At 26.3% G+C, this 24,273-nt stretch carries 22 protein-coding genes; 16 read left to right on the forward strand and 6 right to left on the reverse strand.

The annotated features are described in order from the left end of the window. The first annotated feature begins 4 nt into the window (after positions 1-4). The 3 genes from ASUIS_RS06265 to hemH all read left to right on the forward strand — a co-directional run bounded on the left by ASUIS_RS06265 (position 5) and on the right by hemH (position 2,164). Entirely contained in the window at positions 5-706 is a 702-nt protein-coding gene (locus ASUIS_RS06265) for a LytR/AlgR family response regulator transcription factor (RefSeq protein WP_226800048.1), read from the forward strand. A gap of 79 nt (positions 707-785) precedes the next feature. Then, a complete protein-coding gene (locus ASUIS_RS06270; RefSeq protein WP_118886217.1) occupies positions 786-1,238 on the forward strand; it encodes an SRPBCC family protein in 453 nt (150 codons plus the stop codon). Further along, entirely contained in the window at positions 1,235-2,164 is a 930-nt protein-coding gene (hemH, locus tag ASUIS_RS06275; RefSeq protein ID WP_118886218.1) for a ferrochelatase, read from the forward strand. Before ASUIS_RS06270 ends, hemH begins: the two co-directional genes overlap by 4 nt. Positions 2,165-2,187: 23 nt before the next feature. Here the strand turns inward: hemH and ASUIS_RS06280 are convergent, their stop codons facing one another. After that, the gene (locus ASUIS_RS06280) at positions 2,188-3,480 is read right to left on the reverse strand and encodes a DEAD/DEAH box helicase (protein ID WP_118886219.1); all 1,293 of its coding nucleotides are present in this window, start codon (positions 3,478-3,480) and stop codon (positions 2,188-2,190) included. Between the two features lie 180 nt (positions 3,481-3,660). On the opposite strand from ASUIS_RS06280, the gene aroB reads away from it, so the two are divergent. From aroB to ASUIS_RS06330, 10 genes are all read left to right on the forward strand, one after another. Continuing rightward, positions 3,661-4,695, forward strand: coding sequence for a 3-dehydroquinate synthase (gene aroB / locus ASUIS_RS06285; RefSeq protein WP_118886220.1), 1,035 nt, complete (start codon positions 3,661-3,663; stop codon positions 4,693-4,695). A 1-nt stretch (position 4,696) separates the two neighbouring features. Next, positions 4,697-6,445 (forward strand): mechanosensitive ion channel domain-containing protein, encoded by a 1,749-nt coding sequence (locus ASUIS_RS06290; protein WP_118886221.1) that lies wholly within the window; start codon positions 4,697-4,699, stop codon positions 6,443-6,445. 18 nt (positions 6,446-6,463) lie between these two features. After that, on the forward strand, positions 6,464-7,732 hold the full coding sequence (gene mtaB, locus ASUIS_RS06295) for a tRNA (N(6)-L-threonylcarbamoyladenosine(37)-C(2))-methylthiotransferase MtaB (protein WP_118886222.1): 1,269 nt from the start codon (positions 6,464-6,466) through the stop codon (positions 7,730-7,732). Continuing rightward, a complete protein-coding gene (locus ASUIS_RS06300) occupies positions 7,713-9,179 on the forward strand; it encodes an AAA family ATPase (RefSeq protein ID WP_118886223.1) in 1,467 nt (488 codons plus the stop codon). The genes mtaB and ASUIS_RS06300 overlap by 20 nt, the downstream gene beginning before the upstream one ends. After that, complete coding sequence (bioV, locus tag ASUIS_RS06305) at positions 9,169-9,684, forward strand: pimelyl-ACP methyl ester esterase BioV (RefSeq protein WP_192894467.1); 516 nt, start codon at positions 9,169-9,171, stop codon at positions 9,682-9,684. Before ASUIS_RS06300 ends, bioV begins: the two co-directional genes overlap by 11 nt. Beyond that, complete coding sequence (gene mog, locus ASUIS_RS06310; protein WP_118886225.1) at positions 9,681-10,217, forward strand: molybdopterin adenylyltransferase; 537 nt, start codon at positions 9,681-9,683, stop codon at positions 10,215-10,217. Before bioV ends, mog begins: the two co-directional genes overlap by 4 nt. A gap of 119 nt (positions 10,218-10,336) precedes the next feature. Next, positions 10,337-10,816, forward strand: a complete 480-nt coding sequence (locus ASUIS_RS06315; protein ID WP_118886226.1) for an RNA polymerase sigma factor — start codon at positions 10,337-10,339, stop codon at positions 10,814-10,816. Next, a complete protein-coding gene (locus ASUIS_RS06320; protein ID WP_118886227.1) occupies positions 10,816-11,760 on the forward strand; it encodes a FecR family protein in 945 nt (314 codons plus the stop codon). Before ASUIS_RS06315 ends, ASUIS_RS06320 begins: the two co-directional genes overlap by 1 nt. A gap of 139 nt (positions 11,761-11,899) precedes the next feature. After that, positions 11,900-14,254 carry a TonB-dependent siderophore receptor gene (locus ASUIS_RS06325; protein ID WP_118886228.1) on the forward strand — a complete coding sequence of 785 codons (2,355 nt, stop codon included), beginning with the start codon at positions 11,900-11,902 and terminating at the stop codon, positions 14,252-14,254. A gap of 219 nt (positions 14,255-14,473) precedes the next feature. Then, a complete protein-coding gene (locus ASUIS_RS06330) occupies positions 14,474-16,675 on the forward strand; it encodes an endonuclease MutS2 (RefSeq protein ID WP_118886229.1) in 2,202 nt (733 codons plus the stop codon). Between the two features lie 13 nt (positions 16,676-16,688). Here ASUIS_RS06330 and ASUIS_RS06335 read toward each other — a convergent pair whose 3' ends face one another. Both ASUIS_RS06335 and ASUIS_RS06340 read right to left on the reverse strand, forming a co-directional pair. Continuing rightward, entirely contained in the window at positions 16,689-17,234 is a 546-nt protein-coding gene (locus ASUIS_RS06335; protein ID WP_118886230.1) for a hypothetical protein, read from the reverse strand. Between the two features lie 89 nt (positions 17,235-17,323). Beyond that, entirely contained in the window at positions 17,324-20,335 is a 3,012-nt protein-coding gene (locus tag ASUIS_RS06340; protein WP_118886231.1) for a DUF748 domain-containing protein, read from the reverse strand. Positions 20,336-20,449: 114 nt separating this feature from the next. Here ASUIS_RS06340 and dapE point away from each other — a divergent pair, with 114 nt between their 5' ends. Next, complete coding sequence (gene dapE, locus ASUIS_RS06345; RefSeq protein ID WP_118886232.1) at positions 20,450-21,550, forward strand: succinyl-diaminopimelate desuccinylase; 1,101 nt, start codon at positions 20,450-20,452, stop codon at positions 21,548-21,550. 100 nt (positions 21,551-21,650) lie between these two features. Here the strand turns inward: dapE and ASUIS_RS06350 are convergent, their stop codons facing one another. After that, a complete protein-coding gene (locus tag ASUIS_RS06350) occupies positions 21,651-21,866 on the reverse strand; it encodes a hypothetical protein (protein ID WP_118886233.1) in 216 nt (71 codons plus the stop codon). A gap of 192 nt (positions 21,867-22,058) precedes the next feature. Between ASUIS_RS06350 and ASUIS_RS06355 the strand changes: the two genes are divergently transcribed. Then, the gene (locus ASUIS_RS06355) at positions 22,059-23,273 is read left to right on the forward strand and encodes a type II toxin-antitoxin system HipA family toxin (RefSeq protein WP_118886234.1); all 1,215 of its coding nucleotides are present in this window, start codon (positions 22,059-22,061) and stop codon (positions 23,271-23,273) included. After that, on the forward strand, positions 23,242-23,481 hold the full coding sequence (locus ASUIS_RS06360) for a helix-turn-helix domain-containing protein (protein WP_118886235.1): 240 nt from the start codon (positions 23,242-23,244) through the stop codon (positions 23,479-23,481). Before ASUIS_RS06355 ends, ASUIS_RS06360 begins: the two co-directional genes overlap by 32 nt. Positions 23,482-23,492: 11 nt before the next feature. On the opposite strand, the gene ASUIS_RS06365 is transcribed toward ASUIS_RS06360, so the two are convergent. Both ASUIS_RS06365 and ASUIS_RS06370 read right to left on the reverse strand, forming a co-directional pair. Next, entirely contained in the window at positions 23,493-23,834 is a 342-nt protein-coding gene (locus ASUIS_RS06365; RefSeq protein ID WP_118886236.1) for a DUF6488 family protein, read from the reverse strand. Positions 23,835-23,878: 44 nt separating this feature from the next. Beyond that, entirely contained in the window at positions 23,879-24,268 is a 390-nt protein-coding gene (locus ASUIS_RS06370) for a heat shock protein transcriptional repressor HspR (protein ID WP_118886237.1), read from the reverse strand. Positions 24,269-24,273: the final 5 nt, after the last annotated feature.

Below are 24,273 nucleotides of genomic sequence, written 5' to 3' on the forward strand. Positions count from 1 at the left end.
AATAATGATTGTTGATGATGAGAGTTTAGCTTTAAGCAGATTAAAAAGGTTGTTAAATGAAAATGGAATAGAAGATATAACAGCTTTTGATAATCCAATTGATGCACTAAAAGAGATAACAAAAACAAAATTTGATGCGGTTTTTTTGGATATTTCTATGCCAAATATTACAGGACTTGAATTAGCTGATTCTATTATTCAACTTGAGCCAAAAACTTTTATTATTTTCCAAACAGCTTATTCAGAGTTTGCTCTTGAAGCTTATAAAAGTGGTGGAATGGGATATTTAGTAAAACCAATTGAGTCAAATGATATAAAAAATATTTTAGAAAAAATCAGAAATTTTAAAAGTTCATCGCATGAACAATCAAAAAAAATCTTAGGAAAAAGAGGCGATAAACTTTATTTAATAGATATAAGTGATATTTATTACATCAAAGCAGATTTAGATGAAGTAATTGTCCGAATCAAAGATGCAGATGCTTATGTAAGAAGAAAAATAGGGGATTTAGAGACACTTTTAAGTGGCAAAAATTTCTTTAGAGTTCATAGATCTTACATCGTAAATGTTGATAAAATCAAATCAATGAAAAGTGTAGAACAATCAAAACTTCAAATCTCTTTTGAGGGAATTGATGAAATTGTAACTAGCTCAAAAGAGGGTGCAAAAGATTTCAGAGAGTATATTGAAAGAAGAAGTTTATAAACTGACAAAAATCACCTATTAAAACTATCTTTATTTTTGTAAATTATCCTTGTATAAAATATTTATACAAGGAGACAAAATGCAAACATTTATTAAAAGCTCATATATAAACTGTGATATAAAATCTCTTTTTGATTTTCATTTAGACACAAATAATCTAACATTTATTACTCCTCCTGATACTCGTGTTGAATTATTAACAAAAGATTTTAAACCACAAATTGGACAAATACTTAAAATCAAAAGTACTAAATATTTTATACCAATGAATTGGGAAGTTAAAATAGAAAAAATTGATGAGCCAAATTTACTGGTAGACTTAGCCTTAAAATCGCCTTTTGCTTTTTGGGAACATAAACATATATTTATAAAACATGGAAATATGAGTGAATTAAAAGATGTAATTACTTTTAAAATGCCCTTTGGATTTTTGGGAAAATTACTTGAAGGATTTGTAAAAAAAGATTTACAAAAGATGTTTGATTTTAGACACAAAATCACAAAAGAAATTTTAGAAAAGGGTAAAAATTGAAAAGAGCAGTTGTTTTGATGAACATGGGTGGACCAAATAATATAAATGAAGTAAAAGTATTTCTTAGAAATATGTTTAATGATAAATATATTATAGGTGCTCCTCAGCCAATACGAGCAATGATTGGACAAATAATAATTTTTAAAAGATTAAAAGAATCACAAAAAAACTATGAAAAACTTGGTGGAATGTCTCCAATTGTTGGACACACTAAAAGATTAGTGAGAAGATTAAATAAAGAACTTGATGCTGATGTTTTTTATGAAATGCGATACACTCCACCCTTTGCAAGTGATATTATGCCAAAACTAAAAAACTACGATGAAATATACGCAATTCCAATGTATCCACACTATTCAAGTACAACTACAAAATCATCAATTGAAGAGTTCGTAAAAGTTGCAAAAAAATATAATCTTGATAAAAAAATCAAAACAATAGATAGTTATTATGACAATAAATTTTATAATAAAGCAATAGTTGAAAGAATAAAAGAGGCTTTAAAAGGCGAAGATTCACAAGATTTTGAGCTTATTTTTTCAGCCCATGGTTTAACTAAAAAAATCATAGATAAAGGTGATTTATACCAAAAACATATTTTAGCAAATGTTGAATGTGCAAAAAAAGAGCTTGAATCTCAAAATATTTCTTTTAAAAAAATCCACGTTGCCTATCAATCAAGACTAGGACCAATGGAGTGGTTGCGACCTTATATGGAAGATAAGTTAAAAGAGATAAAATCAAAGGTAATAATTTATCCAATATCATTTACAGTTGATAACTCAGAGACAGAATATGAATTAGATATGGAATATGCAGAAGTTGCTCATAAGTTAGGAATAAAAGATTATAGAGTAGCAAAGACTCCAAATCATCATAGATATTTTATGGAAACAATAAAAGAGATTTACGAGAGCCTAAAGTAAAAAAAGAGAAGTTTTAACTTCTCTTATTTTTTCCCAAAACTTCTATTATCATCTCTTTTAGTGATTTTTTTCTTTTTGGCAGGTTTTTTTTCAGGGGCATTTGTTTTTGCAAAACCTGTTTTTTTAGCTACTTTTCCAGCTTCAGCTTTTTTTACACTTAGTTTTTTTGGTCTTGCTTTAAATAGTCTTGGTTTTTTTTCTGTTGCTTCAAAACCTTCAACTTCTGTTCTTGGAATATTGATAATTAACTCTTTTTCAATATCAATCATCATTTTATAATCTTTAACACTTAAAAGCGTTAAAGCAATTCCAGGATTTCCAGCTCGTCCAGTTCTTCCGATTCTATGTGTATAATCAGTTACAGTTTCAGGTAGAGCATAATTTACAACTATAGGCAAAAGTTCTATATCAATTCCACGTGCTGCAATATCAGTTGCTACTAAAACTCTAATTTCTCCTGATTTGAATTTTCTCATAACTTTTGCACGAGCTGTTTGTCTAACATCTCCATGAATACAACCAGCTGGTAATCCATCAAGTTCTAAATGTTCAACTAAAGTATCAGCTTCAATTTTCATATTTACAAAAACCAAAACTTGAGAATAGTTTTTTGAACCAATGATATATGATAATGCTGCTGCTTTATTTGCTTCATCAACTAAAACAATTTGTTGGTCAATGATTTTTACAGCTGATCTTTGTTGAGCAACTTCAATTACAACTGGATCTGTTAAAAATTCTTTTGCAAGTTTTTTAACATTTTGATTCATAGTTGCAGAGAACATCATGATTTGTCTTTTTGGTCCAACACTTGGAAGAATTTTTTCAATATCTTCTAAAAATCCCATATCAAGCATCGTATCAACTTCGTCAATTACAACTGTTGTAACACTTGATAAATCAACAGTTCCATTTTTTAAGTGTTCCATCAATCTTCCTGATGTTGCCACTAAAATATCAAGACCTTTTACTATTTTTTTCTCTTGGTCTTTTGTTGAAACTCCACCAACCATTGCTATTGATTCTACTTCCATATATTTTGAAAAATCATCAACTGCTTTTGATATTTGAGTTGCTAATTCTCTTGTTGGAACTAAAATTAAAGCTCTAAGAATTGGTTTGTTTGGCTGTTTATTTGCTAATAGTTCTGTTAATATTGGTAATAAAAAAGCAGCAGTTTTACCTGTCCCACTTTGGGCAGCTGCTAGAATATCTCTTTTTTTTAAAGCAATTGGAATAGCTTTTTTTTGTATTTCCGTTGCTTCTTTGTAATCTAAATCTTTTAAAGCATTTATGATTTTTTCATCTAAGTTCATTGATGTAAAAGTTTTAATAATGTTTCCTTCTAATCTTATTTTTTATTGATTATATCCTAAAGTATATTAGAATGTTGTTTTATTTTCTTTTTAAGTCATAAAATAGGGCTTTTTCAATCTATTTTTAGCTTTTTTTGGTTAATATAAAAACCTTATTAAATAAATATTTGGATAGATAAAATGACTGTTAAAATAACTTTACCCCATGATAACTCTTATGAAATTTTTATAGATGAATTGAACGAACTATATTTTGATAGAAAAGTTGTGATTATTACAAATCCAACAGTAAGTGGATTTCATTTGGAGTATTTAAAAACAAAATTAAAGGCACGTGAGCTCAGTGTTTGTACAATTCCAGATGGTGAAGAGTACAAACATATGCAAACAATTGAAGATATGTTAGCTCATTGTTTTACACATAGACTTGATAGAAAATCTTTGCTTATCGCTTTTGGTGGTGGTGTTATTGGAGATATGACTGGATTTGCAGCTTCTATTTATCAGCGAGGTATTGATTTTGTTCAAATTCCTACAACTTTGCTTTCTCAAGTTGATGCAAGTGTTGGTGGGAAAACTGGGATTAATAATAAATTTGGAAAAAATCTTGTTGGTGCATTTCACCAACCAATTGCTGTTTATATTGACCCAAATTTTCTAAAAACTTTACCAAAAAGAGAGTTTGGAGCAGGAGTTGCTGAGATTGTAAAAATGGCAGTAACTTTTAACAAAGACTTTTTTGAGTGGTTAGAAGAAAATGATTTGAATGATGATAAAAATATCAGAATTGCAATTGCTAAATCTGTTCAAACAAAAGCGGATGTAGTTTCTTTAGATGAAAAAGAGTTAGGAATAAGAGCAGCACTTAATTATGGTCACACTTTTGGTCATGTTATTGAAAATGAAACAAACTATGATACATTTTTACATGGTGAAGCTGTGGGAATTGGGATGTGTATGGCTAATGCATTGGCAGTTAAAATTGGACTTATGAGCAAAGATGAAGAATTAAGAGTGAAAAATCTATTAGAAAAATATAAAATTCCAACAACTTATAAAATCAAAGATGTGGAAGATTTTTATGAACACTTTTTCTTAGATAAAAAGTCTTTGGATAATAAAATTAAATTTATTCTTCCAGTTGGTCTTGGTGATTGTAAAATCACTAATGAAGTTACAAAAAATGATGTTATTGAAATATTAAAAGGTTTTTAAATTGATTAAAAAATTAGCAATTTTACTATTTATTAGTTGTTTCTTATGGGCTGCTGAAAATGATGATATAACAACGCTTGATAAAAAAGACAAAGCTGAAGTTAAAAAAATAGAGCAAAAAATCATAAATGAAAAATATGAAGAAGCTCAAAAAGAGTTAGAGATTAAAAAAAATCAAGAACTTGAAGATTTAAAAAGTAAAGAACAAGATTTAGAAAATATAGCTCAGGTTAATACTTTACTTGAAACTATTTCAAAAATTGAAACTGAATTAAAAGATAATATTTTATTAAAAAGATATTCTAATTATCTTTCATATAGTAAAATTTCCACAGAACTTGCTATTTTACGTGATACTTTAAAAAGAAAAACAAATATTACAGATGAGCAAGCTTATCAATTACACAATAAAATAAGAGTAAAAGAAAATGAATTAGAGTTAATAGATGAGTATAAAGGTTCTCCTATTGGTGGACTTATTAATCCACCTGAAATTGAAAAATATGAAAATATTACAAATCCTTTTGGAATTATTAATGCTTTATCTCAAATAAAAAAGTTAGAAAACAATAAAAAGATATTCAAAACTTTAGAATCGGATATTGATTATTTGACAATAAAACTAGATGAAGAGTTACTTTTATATTTAGAATTGTTTAATTTAGACCAAAAACCTGAATACAAAGAAAAAATTACTTTTTTAGACAAACAGAAAAAAGATTTTGTTATGGTTTTAGAAATTGTATCTACAACAGAAGAAGTTTATACTAGAAAAATAGAACAAGTTATTTTAGAAATCAAAAATCAAATATCTCAACAAGTTCAAAAAATGGTTGTTATTTTTATAATAATCATGATTTTATCAGTAATCGCATTTTTAGTAAAACTAGCTTTGAAAAGATATTTTTCTCAAAATGAAAATTATTATATGATAAATAAAATCATTAATTTTACTTTAGTATTTTTAATCGTAATGCTTATTTTATTTTCATATATAGATAATGTTTCATATCTTGTAACAATCCTCGGATTCGCATCAGCTGGTATTGCTATTGCCCTAAAAGATTGGTTTATGTCTATTTTTGGTTGGATGGTTATTGTTACATCTGGATCTATTCAAGTTGGAGATAGAATAAAAGTAAATAAAGGTAATGTTGAAACTGTTGGAGATGTTTTGGATATTTCTTTATTTAAAATTACAATTAGAGAAGATATTACTTTGACTTCTTATATGGTAAATAGAAGAAGTGGAAGAATATTTTTTATTCCAAATAACTATATTTTTTCTGAGCTTATTTCAAACTATACACACTCAGGTTTAAGAACAGTTTGGGATGGAATTGATATTACAATTACTTTTGATTCAAACCATAAAAAAGCTCAAAAAATAGCTAGAGATATTTTGAAACATTATTCAAAAGGTTATACTGATATTACAAGAAAACAGTTATCAAAAATGAGAAATAAATATCAGTTAAGAGCAACTGGTGTGGAACCAAGAGTTTTCACTTTTGTTGAACCTCAAGGTATTGTAATATCTTCTTGGTATTTAACAAACTCTTATGCTGCATTGGTTTTAAGAAGTACAATAAGTCCTGAAATATTAGATGCATTTATGAAAGAAGATGATATTCATATCGCTTATCCTACTCAACAAATTAATATTAATAGAACAGATAATGCTTATGGACCTGCTATGAAAAGAAAAAATGTTCCAAAAGATTTGGAAGATGAAATTATACAAAGATAAATTAGGAAATATATATTAATGAATTTTTCACAAAACAAACCAAAAGTATATTTTAAAACTTTTGGTTGTAGAACAAATGTTTTTGATACTCAAGTTATGATGAGTAATTTAAAAGATTTTGAAGTAACACAAGAAGAAACAGAAGCGGATGTTGTAATTATCAACTCATGTACAGTAACAAATAGTGCAGATAGCACAGCTCGTGGCTATATAAGTGGTTTAAAAAAACTTCCAAAAGATCCAAGGGTAATATTTACTGGTTGTGGAGTTTGGACAAAAGGTGAAGCTCTTTTTAAAGAAGATAAAGTTGATTCACTTTTTGGACACTCTGAAAAAGAGAAAATAAATGAGCTTTTATTAAATGAGAGTAGATTTTTTCAAGCTGGTGATTTAACTCATATTGATGAAACAATAGTTGAAGAGTTTATTGGAAAAAGTAGGGCATTTATTAAAATCCAAGAGGGTTGTGATTTTAGATGTTCATATTGTATTATTCCTTATGTAAGAGGTGATGCTAGAAGTTATTCTGAAGATAAAATTCTAGAGCAAGTTACAACTTTGGCTTCAAATGGTTTTGGAGAGTTTATTTTAACTGGAACAAATGTTGGCTCTTACGGTAAAAAACGGCATACAAGTCTGGCAAAACTTCTAAAAAAAATGTCTTTAATCAAAGGTGTAAGAAGAATAAGAATGGGAAGTATTGAACCTATTCAAATTGATGATGAGTTTAAAGAGCTAATAAATGAGCCATTTATGGCAAAACATCTTCATATTGCACTTCAACATACTTCAAAAGAGATGTTACAAATAATGAATAGAAGAAATAAGGTTTTATCTGATTTAGAACTTTTTGAATTTTTAAGTTCAAATGGATACGCTTTAGGAACAGATTTTATTGTTGGACATCCTGGTGAAACAGAAGAATTATGGCGTGAAGCGATGCAAAATTTACATAGATTTCCTCTTACTCACGTTCATGCATTTACTTATTCAAAAAGAGATGGAACACCAAGTGCTACAATGAAACCTCAAATTAAAGGTGATATTGCTAAAGTTAGATACAATGAACTTATTAAAATAATTGATGAGAAAAATTATAATTTTAGAAAAAATAATACTCAAAAATTAGAAATTTTAATTGAACAAGAAAAAAATGGTAAATATATAGGATTTGATCAGTTTTTTAATCAAATAGAGATTGATTCACCTGTAGATTTAGTTGGAGATTGGGTTTTTATAGATGATTATGAAGTAAGGCTGGAAAAAAATGTCGCAAGATTCAAATAAAAAAAATTTAGATAAAAATTTTAAATTAATGGCAATATCAGCACTTGTATTGCTAATATTATTTATTTATACTATTTATAAAAGTAGTTCTCATATACAAGGAAGTTCTTATTATATAGGAATTATTTTTTTGTTTATTTTACTCTTTTTAGCTTTATTATTGAGGGTTAAACAAGATAAAGTTAGAGCTTTTTTTAATAAAAATAAAAAACAAACAGCTTTTGATGATGAGATTATAAAAAGTAGAGCAAAAATCTCAAATGAAGATTTAAATTCAAATATTCAAGCTGTAACTTCAAATGTTACATTTAAAGATGTAGCTGGAATAAATGAGATAAAAGAAGAACTAGAAGAAGTTGTTGATTTTTTAAATAATCCAAAAAAATATCTTGAATATGGAGTTAAACTTCCAAAAGGTGTTTTACTTGTAGGTCCTCCAGGAGTTGGAAAAACACTTATTGCAAGAGCAGTTGCAGGTGAAGCTGATGTTCCATTTTTTTATCAAAGTGGCGCTAGTTTTGTACAAATTTATGTTGGAATGGGTGCAAAAAAAGTGCGAGAACTTTTTGCAAAAGCAAAACAAAGTGCACCAGCAATTATTTTTATAGATGAAATTGACGCTGTTGGAAAAGCTAGAAGTGGAAAATCAAATGATGAAAGAGAATCAACTTTAAACGAACTTCTTACTCAAATGGATGGATTTGATGGAGATAGTGGAGTTATAGTAATTGCAGCAACAAATAAAATAGAAGTTTTAGACGATGCACTTTTAAGAGCTGGAAGATTTGATAGACGAGTTCATGTGGGACTTCCAAATATAAATGATAGAAAAAAGATTTTAGAGTTATATTTAACAGGTAAAAATCATGAAATAAATATAAATAAATTAGTAAATGAAACAGCTGGATTTAGTTCAGCAGCACTTGCAACACTAATAAATGAAGCTTTATTAAATATGATTAAAAATAATAAAAGAATATTAAATAGTTCAGATATTCAAGTGGCAAAAAACAAACTTGAATTTGGTAAAAAACAAATTAAGATTTTAGATGATAAACAAAAGGAAATTTTAGCTATTTATCAAGCTTCAAAGGCTTTTATTTCAAAAACAAAAGTAGCTTTATTTGATGAAAGTGTTGAAAAATTAAATTCAACTTATCCTTCTTTTCAAGAATTATGTGAAAATATAAGAAGAGATTTAGCTGGATTTATTGGTGTTGAAGTTATAAAAAAAGAGAAATACGCAATAAATCATGAAGATTTAGAAAAAGCTTTTAAAACAGCTAATGATGTTGTAAATAAATATAAAATGCTAAATTCTGTAGATGAACTACTTTTAGATATAAAAAATGATTTAAGAAGTGAATTATCACAAAACGTAGAAGAGATAAATAGATTAAAAGAAATTATGCTTAAAAATGAGGTAATTACTTTTGATGACATCTAAAAACTATTTTTCTGGTTTTTGTTTTTTTCAAGAATCAGAACTATTTGAAAAGTATTTAATAAAAAATGATTTTACTTTTTGTGGTTTTTCTTATGGTGCTATAAAAGCCTTTGAAGAGGCTTTGAATTCAACAAAAAGAGTTGATAAACTTCAACTCTTTTCTCCTGCTTTTTTCCAAAATTATGATGATAAATTTAAAAGAACTCAACTTATGTATTTCAAAAAAGATGCAAATGCTTATTGTCAATCTTTTTTGGAAAATGTTATTTTTCCTACAAATTTTGATACTTCAAAGTATTTTAAATTAGGAACAATAAAAGAGTTAGAAGAACTTCTTTATTATGAGTGGAAAGAAGAAAAACTTCAAAAACTTTTGGATGAAGGGACAATTATAGAAGTTTATTTAGGTGGAGTTGATAAGATTATTGATGCTTCAAAAGCCAAAGAATTTTTTAAGAACTTTGCAACAGTATATTATATAAAAGAAAAAGGGCACTTATTATGAATGAAAAAATAGCAAAAATTGGAATTGTTACAGCTTCAGATAGAGCAAGTCGTGGAGAATATGAAGATTTATCAGGACAAGCGATTATTGATACAATAAATAGTTATTTAAATTCACCTTGGGAACCTATTTATAGATGTATTGAAGATGATCAAAAAACTATAGAAGACACTTTAAAAGATTTAGTTGATGATGAAAACTGTTGTTTAGTAGTTACTACTGGTGGAACAGGACCAGCACTTAGAGATGTAACTCCTGAAGCTACCGAAGCTGTATGTGATAGAATGATGCCAGGTTTTGGAGAATTAATGCGTTCAGTTTCATTAAAATTTGTACCAACTGCAATTTTATCACGTCAAACAGCAGGTCTAAGAGGAAGTTCTTTAATAGTAAATCTTCCAGGTAAACCAAAATCAATAAAAGAGTGTTTAGATGCTGTATTTCCAGCAATTCCTTATTGTATTGATTTAATGGAAGGACCATTTTTAGTTTGTAATGAAGAAGTTATAAAAGCTTTTAGACCTAAAAAATAAAATTCAATAAAAAAATAATTCTGATAAAAGATATATTTTTAGTCTTTATTTTCTATTGATTATTCTTAATATTAATTATGATAACATTTCTCAAAATCAATAAGAGGATTATTTATTTGATGTTAGAGTGTTATCATGAATTAATATATTATGTCCAGCGAATGGTTGGAGATAAAGAAAAAGCTAAAGATATAATTCAAGAAGCTTATAGTAGGATGTTTGAGGTTTCTAAAACTACTCCTATTGATAATAAAAGAGCCTATTTATATAAATTAGCAAGAAATATCGTGATTGACCAATCTCGAAAAGAAAAAAATGCAGTTCAGATTGAATATGAGGAAGAAGAACATAGCATTCCACAAGAACAACAACCCGATGAACAAATTTCTAAAGCAAATCAGCAAGAACTTCTACTAAAAATTTTATATAGCTTACCTGAAAAAAATCAACAAGCTTTCATATTACATGTATTTGAGGGTTATTCACGGAAAGAAATAGCATTAAAAATGGGAATTAGTACAGCTGCTGTTGAAAAACATATTATTCGCGCAAGTGAAAAAATAAAAGAGAAGCTAAATAGTATTGAGGGATATAATTAATGAAAAATATAGATGAACAAGCAATATCTTGGCTTATCAAAGAAAAAGAGGGCTTAAATACCATTGAAGAAAAAGAGTTAAAAGATTGGTTAGAAAAAGATAATTCTAATCAAGAAGCATATAACTCAAATAAACAAATTAGAGAATCATTTTTGATTTTTTCAGATAGTTTAAAAGAGCAATTGGTTCAAGGGGCAAATCAAGGGGCAAAAAAAACAAGATTTAAAGAATATGGTAAAAAAATTGCAATTGCAGCTATGTTTTTACTCTGTGTTGGTTTTGGTTCATATAACTATTATGAATTAACAACACCAATTTATTCTAAAAGTTTTATTTCAACAAACCAAGTCCAAAATACTCTTATTCTTCCTGATAATTCAAAAATAGTAATGGATGTGCATTCAAATATGAATATTAATTTTTATAAAAATAGTAGAGATGTAGATTTTATTGAGGGAAGAGCTGTTTTTTATGTGACAAAAGATAAAGAAAAACCTTTTATCATAAAAACAAAAAGTGCAAAAATTGAAGTAGTAGGAACAGCTTTTGAAGTCTCAAATATAAAAGAAAAATTAAGTGTAAAAGTAAAAGAGGGAATTGTAAAAGTATCACAAAATAAAAAAATCATTCTTTTAAAACAAGGTGAACAAATATTTTCAAATAATAGTGAAATCATAAATTTGGGAAAAACAGAAACAGAAACAATAGCTAGTTGGGAAAAGGGATTTTTAACTTTTAATAAAACTTCTTTAAAAGAGAGTTTAGATGAATTTTCAAGATATAAGGATATAAATGTTCAATATCAAAATGAAGAAGTGCTAAATACAGCAATTACAGGGAAATTTTCAATCAATGACTTTGATAAGTTTTTAGTAGCACTTCCAAAGATTTATTCTATAAAAGTTGAAAAGAATCAAAGTAATTTGAAATTTTTTAAAGAATGAAGTTAAAGCATTTAACTTCATTCAAAATCTTAAAATCTAAAAATTTCTTCAAAAAAAGTGTCTGATTTTTAAAAGTCAAACGTCTTATTGTTGGAAAGAATGATTTTGATAATCGTTCTTAAATATATAAGGATAAAAAATGACTAAATTTAAATCATCACTTATTGCTCCTGCTTTGGCTTTATTATTAAGTACAAGTTTAAATGCAGAGCAATTTACAGTTTCAAATCTATCTTTAAAAGAGGCGATTGAAGTAATCTCTCAAAAATCAAATATGCCATATATGGTTGATGGCAAACTACTTGAGGGCAAAAAAGCACCAAATATAAAAAATATTGAGGGTGTTCAAAATGCTCTAAATGAAATCTTAAAAGGTACAAATCTAAAAGCTATAGTTGAAGATGGAACTATTTTAATAAAAGAAGTAAAAACAATTTCTGGGAAAGGTACAGTTTTAGAAGAAATTTCTGTAACTGATGGAGTATATAAAAGTGGAAGTGCTCAAGATGGATATTTAGTAGAAAATATAACTGGAATTGGACTTTGGGGAGAAAGAAGTTTACAAGACACTCCTTATTCAATGAGTGTAATCTCTAATGATTTAATAGAAAATTCACTTGCTAAAGATATGAATCAAATTTTTAAAATGAATCCAACTACTCAAGAAGTGAAAGGAAATTCTACGAATACAGGAGATATTGAATCTACATATATTCGAGGTTTTAATGTAAGAAATCCAATAGTAAATGGTATTCCATATTCGAATGGTATTTCGAGTGCACCGATGATGCAAGATATAGAAAGAGTTGAAATTATCAATGGTGCAACTGGATTTTTATATGGAGGAGGAAGAGTTGGAGGTGCAGTAAATTATATTACTAAAAAGCCTACAGTGAAAGATTTAAGAACGGTTACAATTGGTAGTTATGGTAATGAATCATATTTTTCTCATATAGATTTAGGTGGACAATTTGATAATAATCATGAATTTGGATATAGAACAAATATACTTTATCAAAATGGAGAATTGGCAGATACTTCAAAAAAAGAGCAAAAAAATATTAGTTTAGTTTTTGATTGGAAGCCAACAGATGATTTTTATACAGATATAAAATATTCTTATAAGGATAGTTTAGGGAAAGGAGTAAATTCTTATTTTGCTTCATGGATGCCTGATTTTAATAGAACCAGTATAAAAAAGAACAAAAGTTATAGTCCAGATTGGGTAGAAAATGAAATACAATCAAATAAGATTGAAAATAATATTAATTGGAATTTAAATGATATTTTTACTATCAGAACAAATACTTTTTATGAAAAAGTAAAACATAGATCAGGTGATTCAACTATTTTTTTGGATAATAGTGGAATCGTAAGTTATTCAGACTTTTCAAATGGTGCTTGGCAAGAGACCGAGAATTATGGTGCAAATATCTATTTAGATGCTGGTTTTGATACAAAAAATATAAGTCATATTTTAACGACAGGATATTCTTTAAATTATAGTAAAAATTTTACCCATTCAGATAATTGGGCTTTTTATTATCCAAGTAATAATATGAGTTTGGATGAATTTAAAAATTTGGTTAAACCTGATAATTCTCTTTGGAGTAATAATTTAGGTACACAAGCACTAAAATCAAGGTCAAAAATAGAATATAATAATATTCTAATTGGTGATGATATAACTTTTAATGATCAATGGAGTGCTTTAGTTGGTGTAAATTATGCTAGTGTAATAGATACAAATTATAGAGTAAATACAAAATATGATAAATCTGAATTAACGCCAACTTTATCTATTATTTATAAACCTATTGAAGATTTAACAACTTATACAACTTATATAGAAAGTTTAGAAGCAGGAACTATAGTTGGAAATACATATGAAAATGAAGGTGAAATATTAGCTCCATACAAAAGTAAACAATATGAAATTGGTACAAAATATACAGTTAATGAAAGTATTTTATTGACGAGTGCATTATTTAGAATTGAAAAAGCAAACAGTTATGAAAATAATTCAACACTAAAACCCAAATTGACGCAAGATGGTGAAGCTATACATCAAGGATTTGAACTTACAATGACTGGAAAAGTAACTGATGATTTAACACTATTTGGTGGAGGAACTTTGATGGATTTAAGTGTAGAAAAAGCAAGTGATAAAAGTTTAGAAGGTAAAAAGCCAACAAATGCAGCAACAAAAATGGCAAAACTTTATGCAGAATATGATATTCCACAAATTAGTGGCTTAACACTAACAGGTGGAGCATACTATACAGGTAGAAAATATGCAGATGAAGCAAATACTGATATTTTGCCAAGTTATACATTATATGATACAGGTTTAAGATATAAAACAAAAATTGATGAATATCCTACAACATTTAATTTAAATCTACAAAATTTAACAGATGAAGTTTATTGGGCTAGTAATTTCGAATTAGGTAATCCAAGAACTCTTGCTCTTTCTATGAAAATGGAGTTTTAAAATATTATAAAGAGAGTTTAAAAACTCTTTTTATAAACTTAACCTAACAGATTCTATAGTCTTATTATCTTGTGTTTCGTTTCCTTGTCACATAAAATAGTAATTATGATTAGTCTCTTATTCTATAGCGTCTGTGGTTTTAAATATATTAGAACATTAAAAATATATATAAAATAAACTTCATAAAAATATTATAGCCTTTTAGCTATAATCCAAGCCATGCAAAATATACTAAAAAAACTAGACTTAATTGATTATATCGAGAGTTTCTCGAAACTTATGGCTCGTGAGAAATCTATAATTTTAGAAGGTGATATAAACCTTCATTACAAACTTATAAATGAGTTGTCAAAATTTGACATAAAAGCACCAAACAAAATTGAAAACCTTGATACACCTTTGATGCATATTCAAAAACAAGGTATTTTAAGAATTGATGATATTTTTGAATTTATTAAAATGATAAATTATTTTAGATACCTAAAAAGATTCTCTTTTGATGGAAAACTTGCCGAATGGCTTGATAAGATTGTTATTCCAAGTGATATTATAAAAATCTCAGACTATTTTGATGATAAAGCAAACCTAAAAGATGGAATAAATGAAGATTTTGACAACATAAAATATGCAATTTCAAAAAACAAAGAAGCAATTAAACAAAGCCTTTACAAGATAATTAATTCTACAAAAGTAAGAACTTATTTAGTTGATTCTCAAGTTCATTATATAAATGGCGAAGAGTCTTTATTGGTTCGAGGTGGATTTAATCACGTATTAAACGGTTCTGTAATTGACCGTTCTAATTCTGGATTTTTTTATGTAGTTCCTCATAGTATTTCTGAGCTTAAACAAAAACAAAGTGATTTAAAAAATAAACAAGAAGAGATTTTATTTAAAATCTGTAAAGAAATTTCATCTTTATTTGAAAAAAATCTTCTATTTTTAAAGTTTTTAAACAAAGAATTTGACAGATTTGACCACTATCAAGCAAGACTATTTTTTGCCAAAATAGGGGATAAAAACTTTATTCTTCCTTCAAAAAATGATGTTAATAAACTTGTGGATTTTTGCCATCCAGCCTTACACAATGCAAAACCAATATCAATTGATTTTACAAAATCAGTCGTAATGATTACAGGAGTAAATGCAGGGGGGAAAACAATGATGTTAAAATCTATTTTATCAGCTGTTTTTCTTTCTAAATATTTACTTCCATATAAAGCCCACCATGATACGGTTGTTAGTAATTTCAAATCAATAAATGCTGTTTTAGATGACCCCCAAAGTGTAAAAAATGATATTTCTACATTTGCAGGTCGTATGGTTGAGTTTTCAAAACTTTTTGGAAGTAAAAACGCAATTGTTGGAGTTGATGAGATAGAACTTGGAACTGATTCAGATGAAGCTGCTAGTTTATTTAAAGTAATAATCGAAGATTTAATCCAAAGGGATATAAAAGTAATTATCACAACTCACCATAAAAGATTAGCAGCACTTATGGCTGCAAATGAGAATGTTGAATTAATTGCAGCCCTTTATGATGAAGAAAACCAAAGACCAACTTATGAGTTCTTACAAGGAACAATAGGGCGTTCTTATGCCTTTGAAACAGCAACAAGATATGGAATTCCTCTAAGTGTTGTAAAAAGAGCTAGAGAGGTTTATGGTGATGATAAAGATAAGTTAAATGAGTTAATTGAAAGAAGTAGTTCTTTAGAGAGAGAATATAAACAAAAAATTGCAAAACTTGATGAAGAAATAGCAGATATGAAAAGAATCTCTGGAAATCTAAAAGACCAAAAAGAAAAACTTGATGAACATATTTATTCTGAGAAATCAAAACTTCACAAAGAGTATAGTGAAGCAAGAGATGAAGCAAAAAAAGCTATAAAAGCAAAACTTGTGCAAGAATCACATCAACATCTAAATATTGCTCATAAAATGGCTGTCGAAATCAAAACTGAAAAAGTTCAAGAACCAGTTGAGTTAAAAGAGGGTGATAGAGTAAAATATAGAAATACAAAAGGAACAATTGTTTCAATTAAAGGTGCAAAAGCCTTTATTGAAAATGACATGGGAATGAAAGTTCAAGTTATGTTAGCTGATTTAAGTAGAAGTGGAAATCCACCTCCTAAAATCCCAACAAAAAAAGCAACAATAACTATTGAAAAACCAGAAACTGGAAATATAAAATTAGATTTACATGGACAAAGAGCCGATGAAGCTCTTGAAAACCTTGATAAATTTTTATCAGATGCTTTACTTGCAGGTTTTGAGGAAGTTTTAGTTTACCATGGAATTGGAACTGGAAAACTTGCCTTTGCAGTAAAAGAGTACTTAAAAAAACATCCAAAAGTTAGAGGTTTTGAAGATGCACATCCAAGTAGTGGTGGCTTTGGAGCTAAAGTTATAAAACTTTAGCTTTTAGTATTTTTTAATACATAGAAATAAATGAATTTATAACACAATCCATTCTTTCGTCTAAATCACTTATATTCGTATCCATGTAATCAGTTTGTATTTTATAAATTAATTTATTATTGTATTTAAACTCAAACATTAAATAACCAGCATAATTTTTTGCTTCTTTGTTTTTTTTATCCATATCTTGTTTATCATTTTCATAAATATAATAATTTATTGAAACTTTTTTATCATTTTTATTTAAATTTATATTGTGTATATATTTTTTGATAATATTTTTCAGTTTATCTTCACTTTGCTCTTTTGTTAAAATATTTATTAAATTACTTTTCATATATTTTGAATATTCAATTGAAGAATTTATTTCATAATTATCTAATTTAAAAGTTTCTATAGCTTCTTTTATAGGCTCATCTGTAAATATTCTTTCAAAAGTAGTTGTTGTTTCTTGACAATCTAATCTTTTACTTTTAACACTTTTTGTAGCTTGTTTATAAGTTTCATAATAAATTACACATAAAAAAACTATCAATATAGTTGGTAAAATTTTATTCAATTTTTTTCCTTAACTTACGATTTTTAGGATATTATCAGTTATAGAATAATAAGTCAATATTATTCTATATTTATAACTATAAATAATAATTATTTAGGTTTTGTTACATTGAGATTTATTGAAGAATTATTATTTCCTATCTTATTTGTTATTAGAATAACTTGTTTAGGATTAATTCCTTTTTCTTTAATAAGATAGTTGTTTATATTTATTATTCTATTTTGTGCAATTTTTTCTAAATTAGGTATTTTTATTTTTTCTTTTAAAATCAAAGCTTCAATTTCTTCTTTTTTAAGATTTCTATCATCATCTTTTCTTGCTAAATAGTTTTGTTTTTGTTGAGCATAACCATCTTTAGTTTCATCATATGAAGGTGATAATTCAATAGCAATTTCACTTCTTGCTTTTAAGATTTGTACTATTTTATCTAAAGTCTCTTTTTGAATAGGTCCAACTTCATCTTCAAGTGGGTCAAATCTTACACTTTTTATTTCATCTTCACTAAAGTTAAACATTGATCCAAGAAGTGAAAATGGTGCTGTTACTGCTTTTGTCATTAGATTTACAAAAGCTTTCCAAATAATTGAACCAATTGCAAATTGTGGATCATCAACATTTCCTGAAACAGGAAGATTAATATCTATAATACCATTTGAATCCCTTAACAAAGCAATTGCAATATCTAAAGGTAAAGATACAGCATCAGGGCTTTCAATTTTTTCTCCAAGTTCTAATTTTGAAATAACTATATTATTTTTAGCTTCAAGATTTGATTTTTCTATATTATATTTTAAATCTAAATCCAATTTCCCACTTTTTATCTCTCTTCCTACAAATTTACCAGAATATGGAGTAAAGTTTTGTATAGCGATATTGCTAAAAATCATATTAATATCTGTTAATAATTTTATATTATTTGGATGAACAACACCTGTAATCTTAGCAACTCCATATTCATCTACAACACCTTTTACCTCAAGATTAGTAGTGCTTGATTTTTTATTTTTAAATTCTGAAATTTTCCCATTTAATTTTGTAACTGTTGTTTTAAAAGGAATTGGTAAATTTTTATCTTCAAAACTAAAAATCCCATTTTTAATATTAACAGGACCAATATCTAGTTTAGTTTTTGAAGATTTATTGTCTTCTTTTTTAACAGTTTCAACTTCTTTTGAATCAAGTTTTATGTTATCTTCATTTTCTATTTGATTCTCTTTTTTAGCCAAAATTATAGAAACATCAGGTTTATTTAGATTTGTTTTATCTATTTTAAATCCATTTTTACCATTTGAAAGTTTTTTTATTTCTAAATCAAGATTTTTAGCCACAATTTTTGTTTTATCACTTGTATTTAAAAAATCAAGTTTTGGTTCAAATAGTTTTATAGAGTTTATTGATAAATCATCTTTTTTATTTACAATATTATTAATATGAAGTTGAATATCTTTTGCACTTAGTTCTATATTATTTGTTTTATCTTTCATATTAATAGATGGTTTTATAAGTTTTATATCTTTAATAGAAATATCTTCTTTATCAAGTAAAAAAGAGTTTACATTAAGATTTATATTTGAGCTTTCTAATTTTATTTTTGATTTTATATCATCAAAATTTAGATTTGGAGTTTTCAAAGTTATATCTTCAATAGAAGTTTTTGTATCAACTATTTTTAAATTTTTAACTAAAACATCAATTTTTTTTGTATTTAGATTAAAATTTGATTTTTTATCATTGAAGTTCAGATTATCTTTTGAAATATCTATTTTATTTATATCTAAAATATTGTTTTTCAAGCTCAATTTATCAAGATTTATATTGGTGTTTTTTGATGAAATAAATAAGTCATTTTTATTATCATTAAAGTTGAAATTTGGATTATTTACTACCAAAGTATCTAAATCAATATCAGAATTTACAATTTTTAAGTTGTTAAAATTTATATTAAAATTTTTACTTTGAGTTGAGTTATTATTTATTTTGTCAGTAAAAATAAAATCATTATTATTCAATCTTACATTTGATAAATTAACATTCCAAGGTTTTGATTCTATCTCTTCTTTTGTTGTTAAATTTTCTGTTTTAGGCTCTTCTTTTGTATTTGTTTGCTTAATTAATTTTGCAAAATTAATTCCTTCTTTATTTAAAATCATATTTGCTTTTAAATTGTTAAAATCAATATTATCAAAATTTATATCTTGATTTTGTAAATCAAAAGCAAAAGTTTTTATATCAAGTTTTTCAAGGTTTAATAATGCAGTTTTATTTTGAGTTAAATTTAGATTGTTTATTTCAAATTTATTAGTATTTAATTTTAAATCAAAATTAGTTGTAGTGTCAAGATTATAGTTCAATTCTAAATTCAAGTTGGCTTTTTCATCTAAATCAAAATTTAACAAATCCTTTTTATATGTAAGTAACTCTTTTATTCTTAAATCTTCAACTAAAACTTTTCCGTAAGCTTTAAGTGGCTGTAACTTAAATGCTCCACCAATTGAAATATTTGTGTATTCATTTAATTTAAGTTTTAAATCATTTGAAGATAAACTATTTTTATAAGTTCCTAAATCATATAAAGTATAATTTATATTTTTTAAATCTAAAGAATAAGGAATCTCTCCCTCTTTTGAATATTGTATATTTGCATTATCTAATGTAATTTTTGAAACTAAAAACTCAATATTTGAAGAACTCTTTTCTTCTTCTTGAGTTTCTTCATTTAATGAAGGGTTTAGAAGATTTGATAGATTTAGATTTCCATCTTTATCTTGAATTACATTTACAAAAGCATCTTTTAGTGTAATATCTTTAAATCTAATATTTTGTTGTTTAATAGATCTTAAAAGTGAAAAATCAACTGAAAATTCTTTAAATGAAATAGTTGTTAGGTCATTTGAATCAAATATCTTAAAATCATGAATTATTATTTTTAAAGTTAGTGGGTTAAATTCTATTTTACCGATATCTGTCTTTTGTGTGAGATTTTCATCTAAGTTTTTTATCAATTGGTCTTTTAAAACAATCGGTACAACTTTAAATCCAAAAGCAATATAAACAATGATTAAAAAACAAAGCACATAAAATAGTTTTCCAAGTTTAGTCATTCAAAATCCCCAATATAATTAAATAATAAAAAAAAATTCTTTTTAGTAGAATCAATTATATAACAAAATAAAGTTAAGTTAGCTAAAATTCCCCATAATTAAAAGGATATATAAATGACTATTATAGAATTATTTCAAAAATTATTAAGATTCAAATCAATAACTCCAAACGATGATGGAGCATTTGATTTTATAGAAGAGTATTTAGGAAATACGTGGACTTGTATAAAAGTTGATATGGAAAATACAAAAAATAGATTTTACTACAAAAAATTCAACGAAAACCCACAACATCTTTGTTTTGCAGGTCATATAGATGTAGTTCCAACTGGTGAAGGATGGGCAGTTGAACCATTTGCTGCTGATGTGATTGATGGAGTAATAACAGCACGAGGTGCACAAGATATGAAAAGTGGTGATGCTGCTTTTTTATATGCTTGTAAAAATGCCAAAAATTTTGATGGTACTTTATCAATTCTTCTTACATCAGACGAAGAAGGTGAGGGAACTTACGGAACTATCAAAATGCTTGAACACTTAAAAGAGATAGATATGATTCCAAACTACGCAGTTGTGGCAGAACCAACTTGTGAAGAGGTATTTGGTGATGCCATAAAAGTAGGGCGAAGAGGAAGCATAAATGGATATTTAACAATCCAAGGAAAACAAGGGCACGCAGCATATCCAGAAAAAGGAATAAATCCAGTTCATCAAATTGCACCTCTTTTAGAAAAAATAGCAGGTTACGACCTAGACAATGGAGATGAATATTTCGCTCCAAGTAAACTTGTAATCACAGATATAAGAGCTGGAATGCAAGTAACAAATGTAACACCAAATAAACTTGATTTGATGTTTAATGTAAGAAATTCAACAAACACAAAAAAAGAAGATGTAGAAGCCTACATAGAAAAAATCTTCGGACATCTAAACTATACTTTACGAACAACTCAAGGCTCGTATCCATTTGTAACAAACAAAGAATCAAAGGTTGTTAAAGCCATGGAAACTTCAATTAAAGAAGTTTTAGGAGTAACAACAAAACACAGCACAGCAGGTGGAACAAGTGACGCTAGATATTTTGGAGCATTTGGAATAGAAGCTATCGAGTTTGGAGTTATAAATGATACTATTCATAGTATTGGAGAGAGAACAACTGTAAAAGAGGTTGAGGGATTAGGAAAAGTGTTTGAGGATTTGATAGAGAAGTTTTAGAAATAAACTTTTTAAAAAAATTATTAAAATAATATCGAATTAATTTTTTTGATATTATTTTATCAGCTAAAGATAAAATTTAAACAATAACACTTTATAATCACACTAAACATTCTGGATAATTCTCTTTTATATATTCAATAGGTATTTTAGTTAATTTATCTTGAATATATTTTATATTAATGTGAACACTATTCTCATCATTTATCTTTTTTATACTGGTATATGTTTTATTATAAAATATTTCATATTTTTCATTGTTGTAACAAACATAATCTCCTATTTTTAATAATTGACCATTTTTATCTTTGAACATTATAATTTGTCCTTCTATAGGTAAAATTTATTTGGAATTAACATTATACTTTAAGTATGTAAATTTAAGAAATATTTTGAATATAAAAATATAGTTAAATTAATAAATATCTCATTATTTATGATAAATTTACTTTACATTTATAAATAAAAATCATATAATGATAAGTAAATTTATCATTTAGAGCAAAATATGAAAGATATAAAAGTAAATATAAACAATCAAGAAGTTGGGAATCTTTTTTTTGAAAAAGAAAAAAATCAGTATGGATTTAACTATACAAGTGATTATAAACCCATTTCATTAATTATGCCTTATAAATCATCTACATATATTTGGCACTACAAACTTCATCCAATTTTTGATATGAATATGCCTGAGGGATATTTATTTGAGATATTTAAAAAATATTTGACCAAAGAGTATGGTTATATTGATGATTTTTTGGTTTTTTCTCATATTTGTTCAAATATCCAAAGTAGATTATCATACAAAAGTTTTGTAAATCAAAAAGAGTTTTTATCTTTGGACATAGATGAAGTTTTACAAAATGATTCACAAGATACCTTTACTAAAATAGTTACTGCTTTTTTAGATAAAAATGCAATTTCAGGTGTTCAGCCAAAATCATTGGCTCTGTTAAAAGATAAAGAGAGTTTATCTACAAAAGAGTACATTATAAAAACTTGGGGAGAAGAATATCCACAACTTGCACTTAATGAATATTTTTGTTTAAAAGCTATAGAGAAAACAGGTGTAAAAATTCCAAATATACAACTTTCAAAAAACAATAAGTTTTTGTTAGTTGAGCGATTTAATTATGATAAAGAAAATGATACATTTTTAGGTTTTGAAGAGATTTTAACTTTACTTGGAAAAAATAAAGATGAAAAATATAGTGGAAGTTATGAACAAGTTGCAAAGGTGATTTATAGTGTTACAACAAATAAATTAGAAGATATAAAAAGCTTTTATAAAGTAGTAATTATGAATTATTTACTTAAAAATGGTGATGCGCACCTTAAAAACTTTGGAATACTTTATAATGATGATTTTTCAAAAATATGGTTTTCACCAGCTTACGATGTGGTAAATACAGTAGTTTATTTTCATAAAGATAAACCAGCTCTTACAATGCAAGGTAAAAAATTATGGTTAGGTAAAAAAGAGCTTGTAAAATTTGGAATACAAAATTGTTATTTAAATGAAAATGATGCAAATAATATTTATGAAAATTGTATAGAAGTTTTAAAAAATAGTATAGAAGAATTAGAAAAATATATAACTACAAATGAAGAGTTTGAAGAAATAGGGCAAAAAATGATTGATTCTTGGAAGTTATCATTAAGTCAAAAATCACAAAAGGAGATTTCAGTTGAAACTATACGAAATTGGACAGCAAATTAAAACTTTACGAGAAGCAAAAAAAATAACTCAAGAACAACTAGCTTCTAAATGTGGAATTAGTAGAGTTACTCTTGGAAAAGTAGAACGTGGAGAGTTGGGAAATACTTCTGTTAAAACTTTGGATATTATACTTTTTAGTTTGGGTTTGGAAATAGAGTTTAAAACAATAAATAATTTTGGATTATCTAGCTTAGATGAGTTAATATAAAAATAAATATTTTAAATAACTTTACTTTCAAGAATATCACCATTTAAATTAATAGAAATATTAAGTTTTTTATCTTTTAAATTATTTTCACTATTTTTAAAAATAACAATCCACTTTGAATCTAAATTATCTTTTTCAACTGAAATAATAGAAGCATTAATCCAACTATTTTCTATTTCATGTTGTGCGATTTTTTTTAAAATTTCTTGTGAAGCTATTTGTTTTACTTGTAGTTGTTCTATCTTTATGTCATTGTTTTTATTATGAATTTCTTCTTTTCCAAAACTTGATAAAGAAGAGTATAACAATACAAATGATATTAGAGGGATAAGTTTAAATAATTTATTTTTCATATTGAACTTTTGTAGATAAATTTTAACATAGATGAAATTGTATCCTATTTTTTTCTTTTTTCAATAATAACCATATCAAAAGATGTTTTTTGTACAACTAAAGCCTTTGTATCTGGAACAACAGATAGATTATTGATACTTTTAATTTTTGTTTTATAAATATGAATATCATTTTCTAAAATCTCAATTTTTTGATTTAGCTGTAAAATAATATCAACACCAGCTAAATTAACCCCTAAATCTCTTGTAAGTGTTAAAACATATTTTATATGGTCAATATCTTTTTGAGAATAAAGCCTAATCTTTCCGTTTGTTCTCGAGGGCTTTATTAAGCCTTCTCTTTCATATTGTCTTAATGTTTGTGGATGAATACTCAAAATCTCAGCAACAGCTGAAATTAGATAAACAGGTTCTATATAGCTATTTGTTTCCATAATTC

The sequence above is a fragment of the Arcobacter suis CECT 7833 genome (assembly GCF_003544815.1).
Taxonomy (GTDB): domain Bacteria; phylum Campylobacterota; class Campylobacteria; order Campylobacterales; family Arcobacteraceae; genus Aliarcobacter; species Aliarcobacter suis.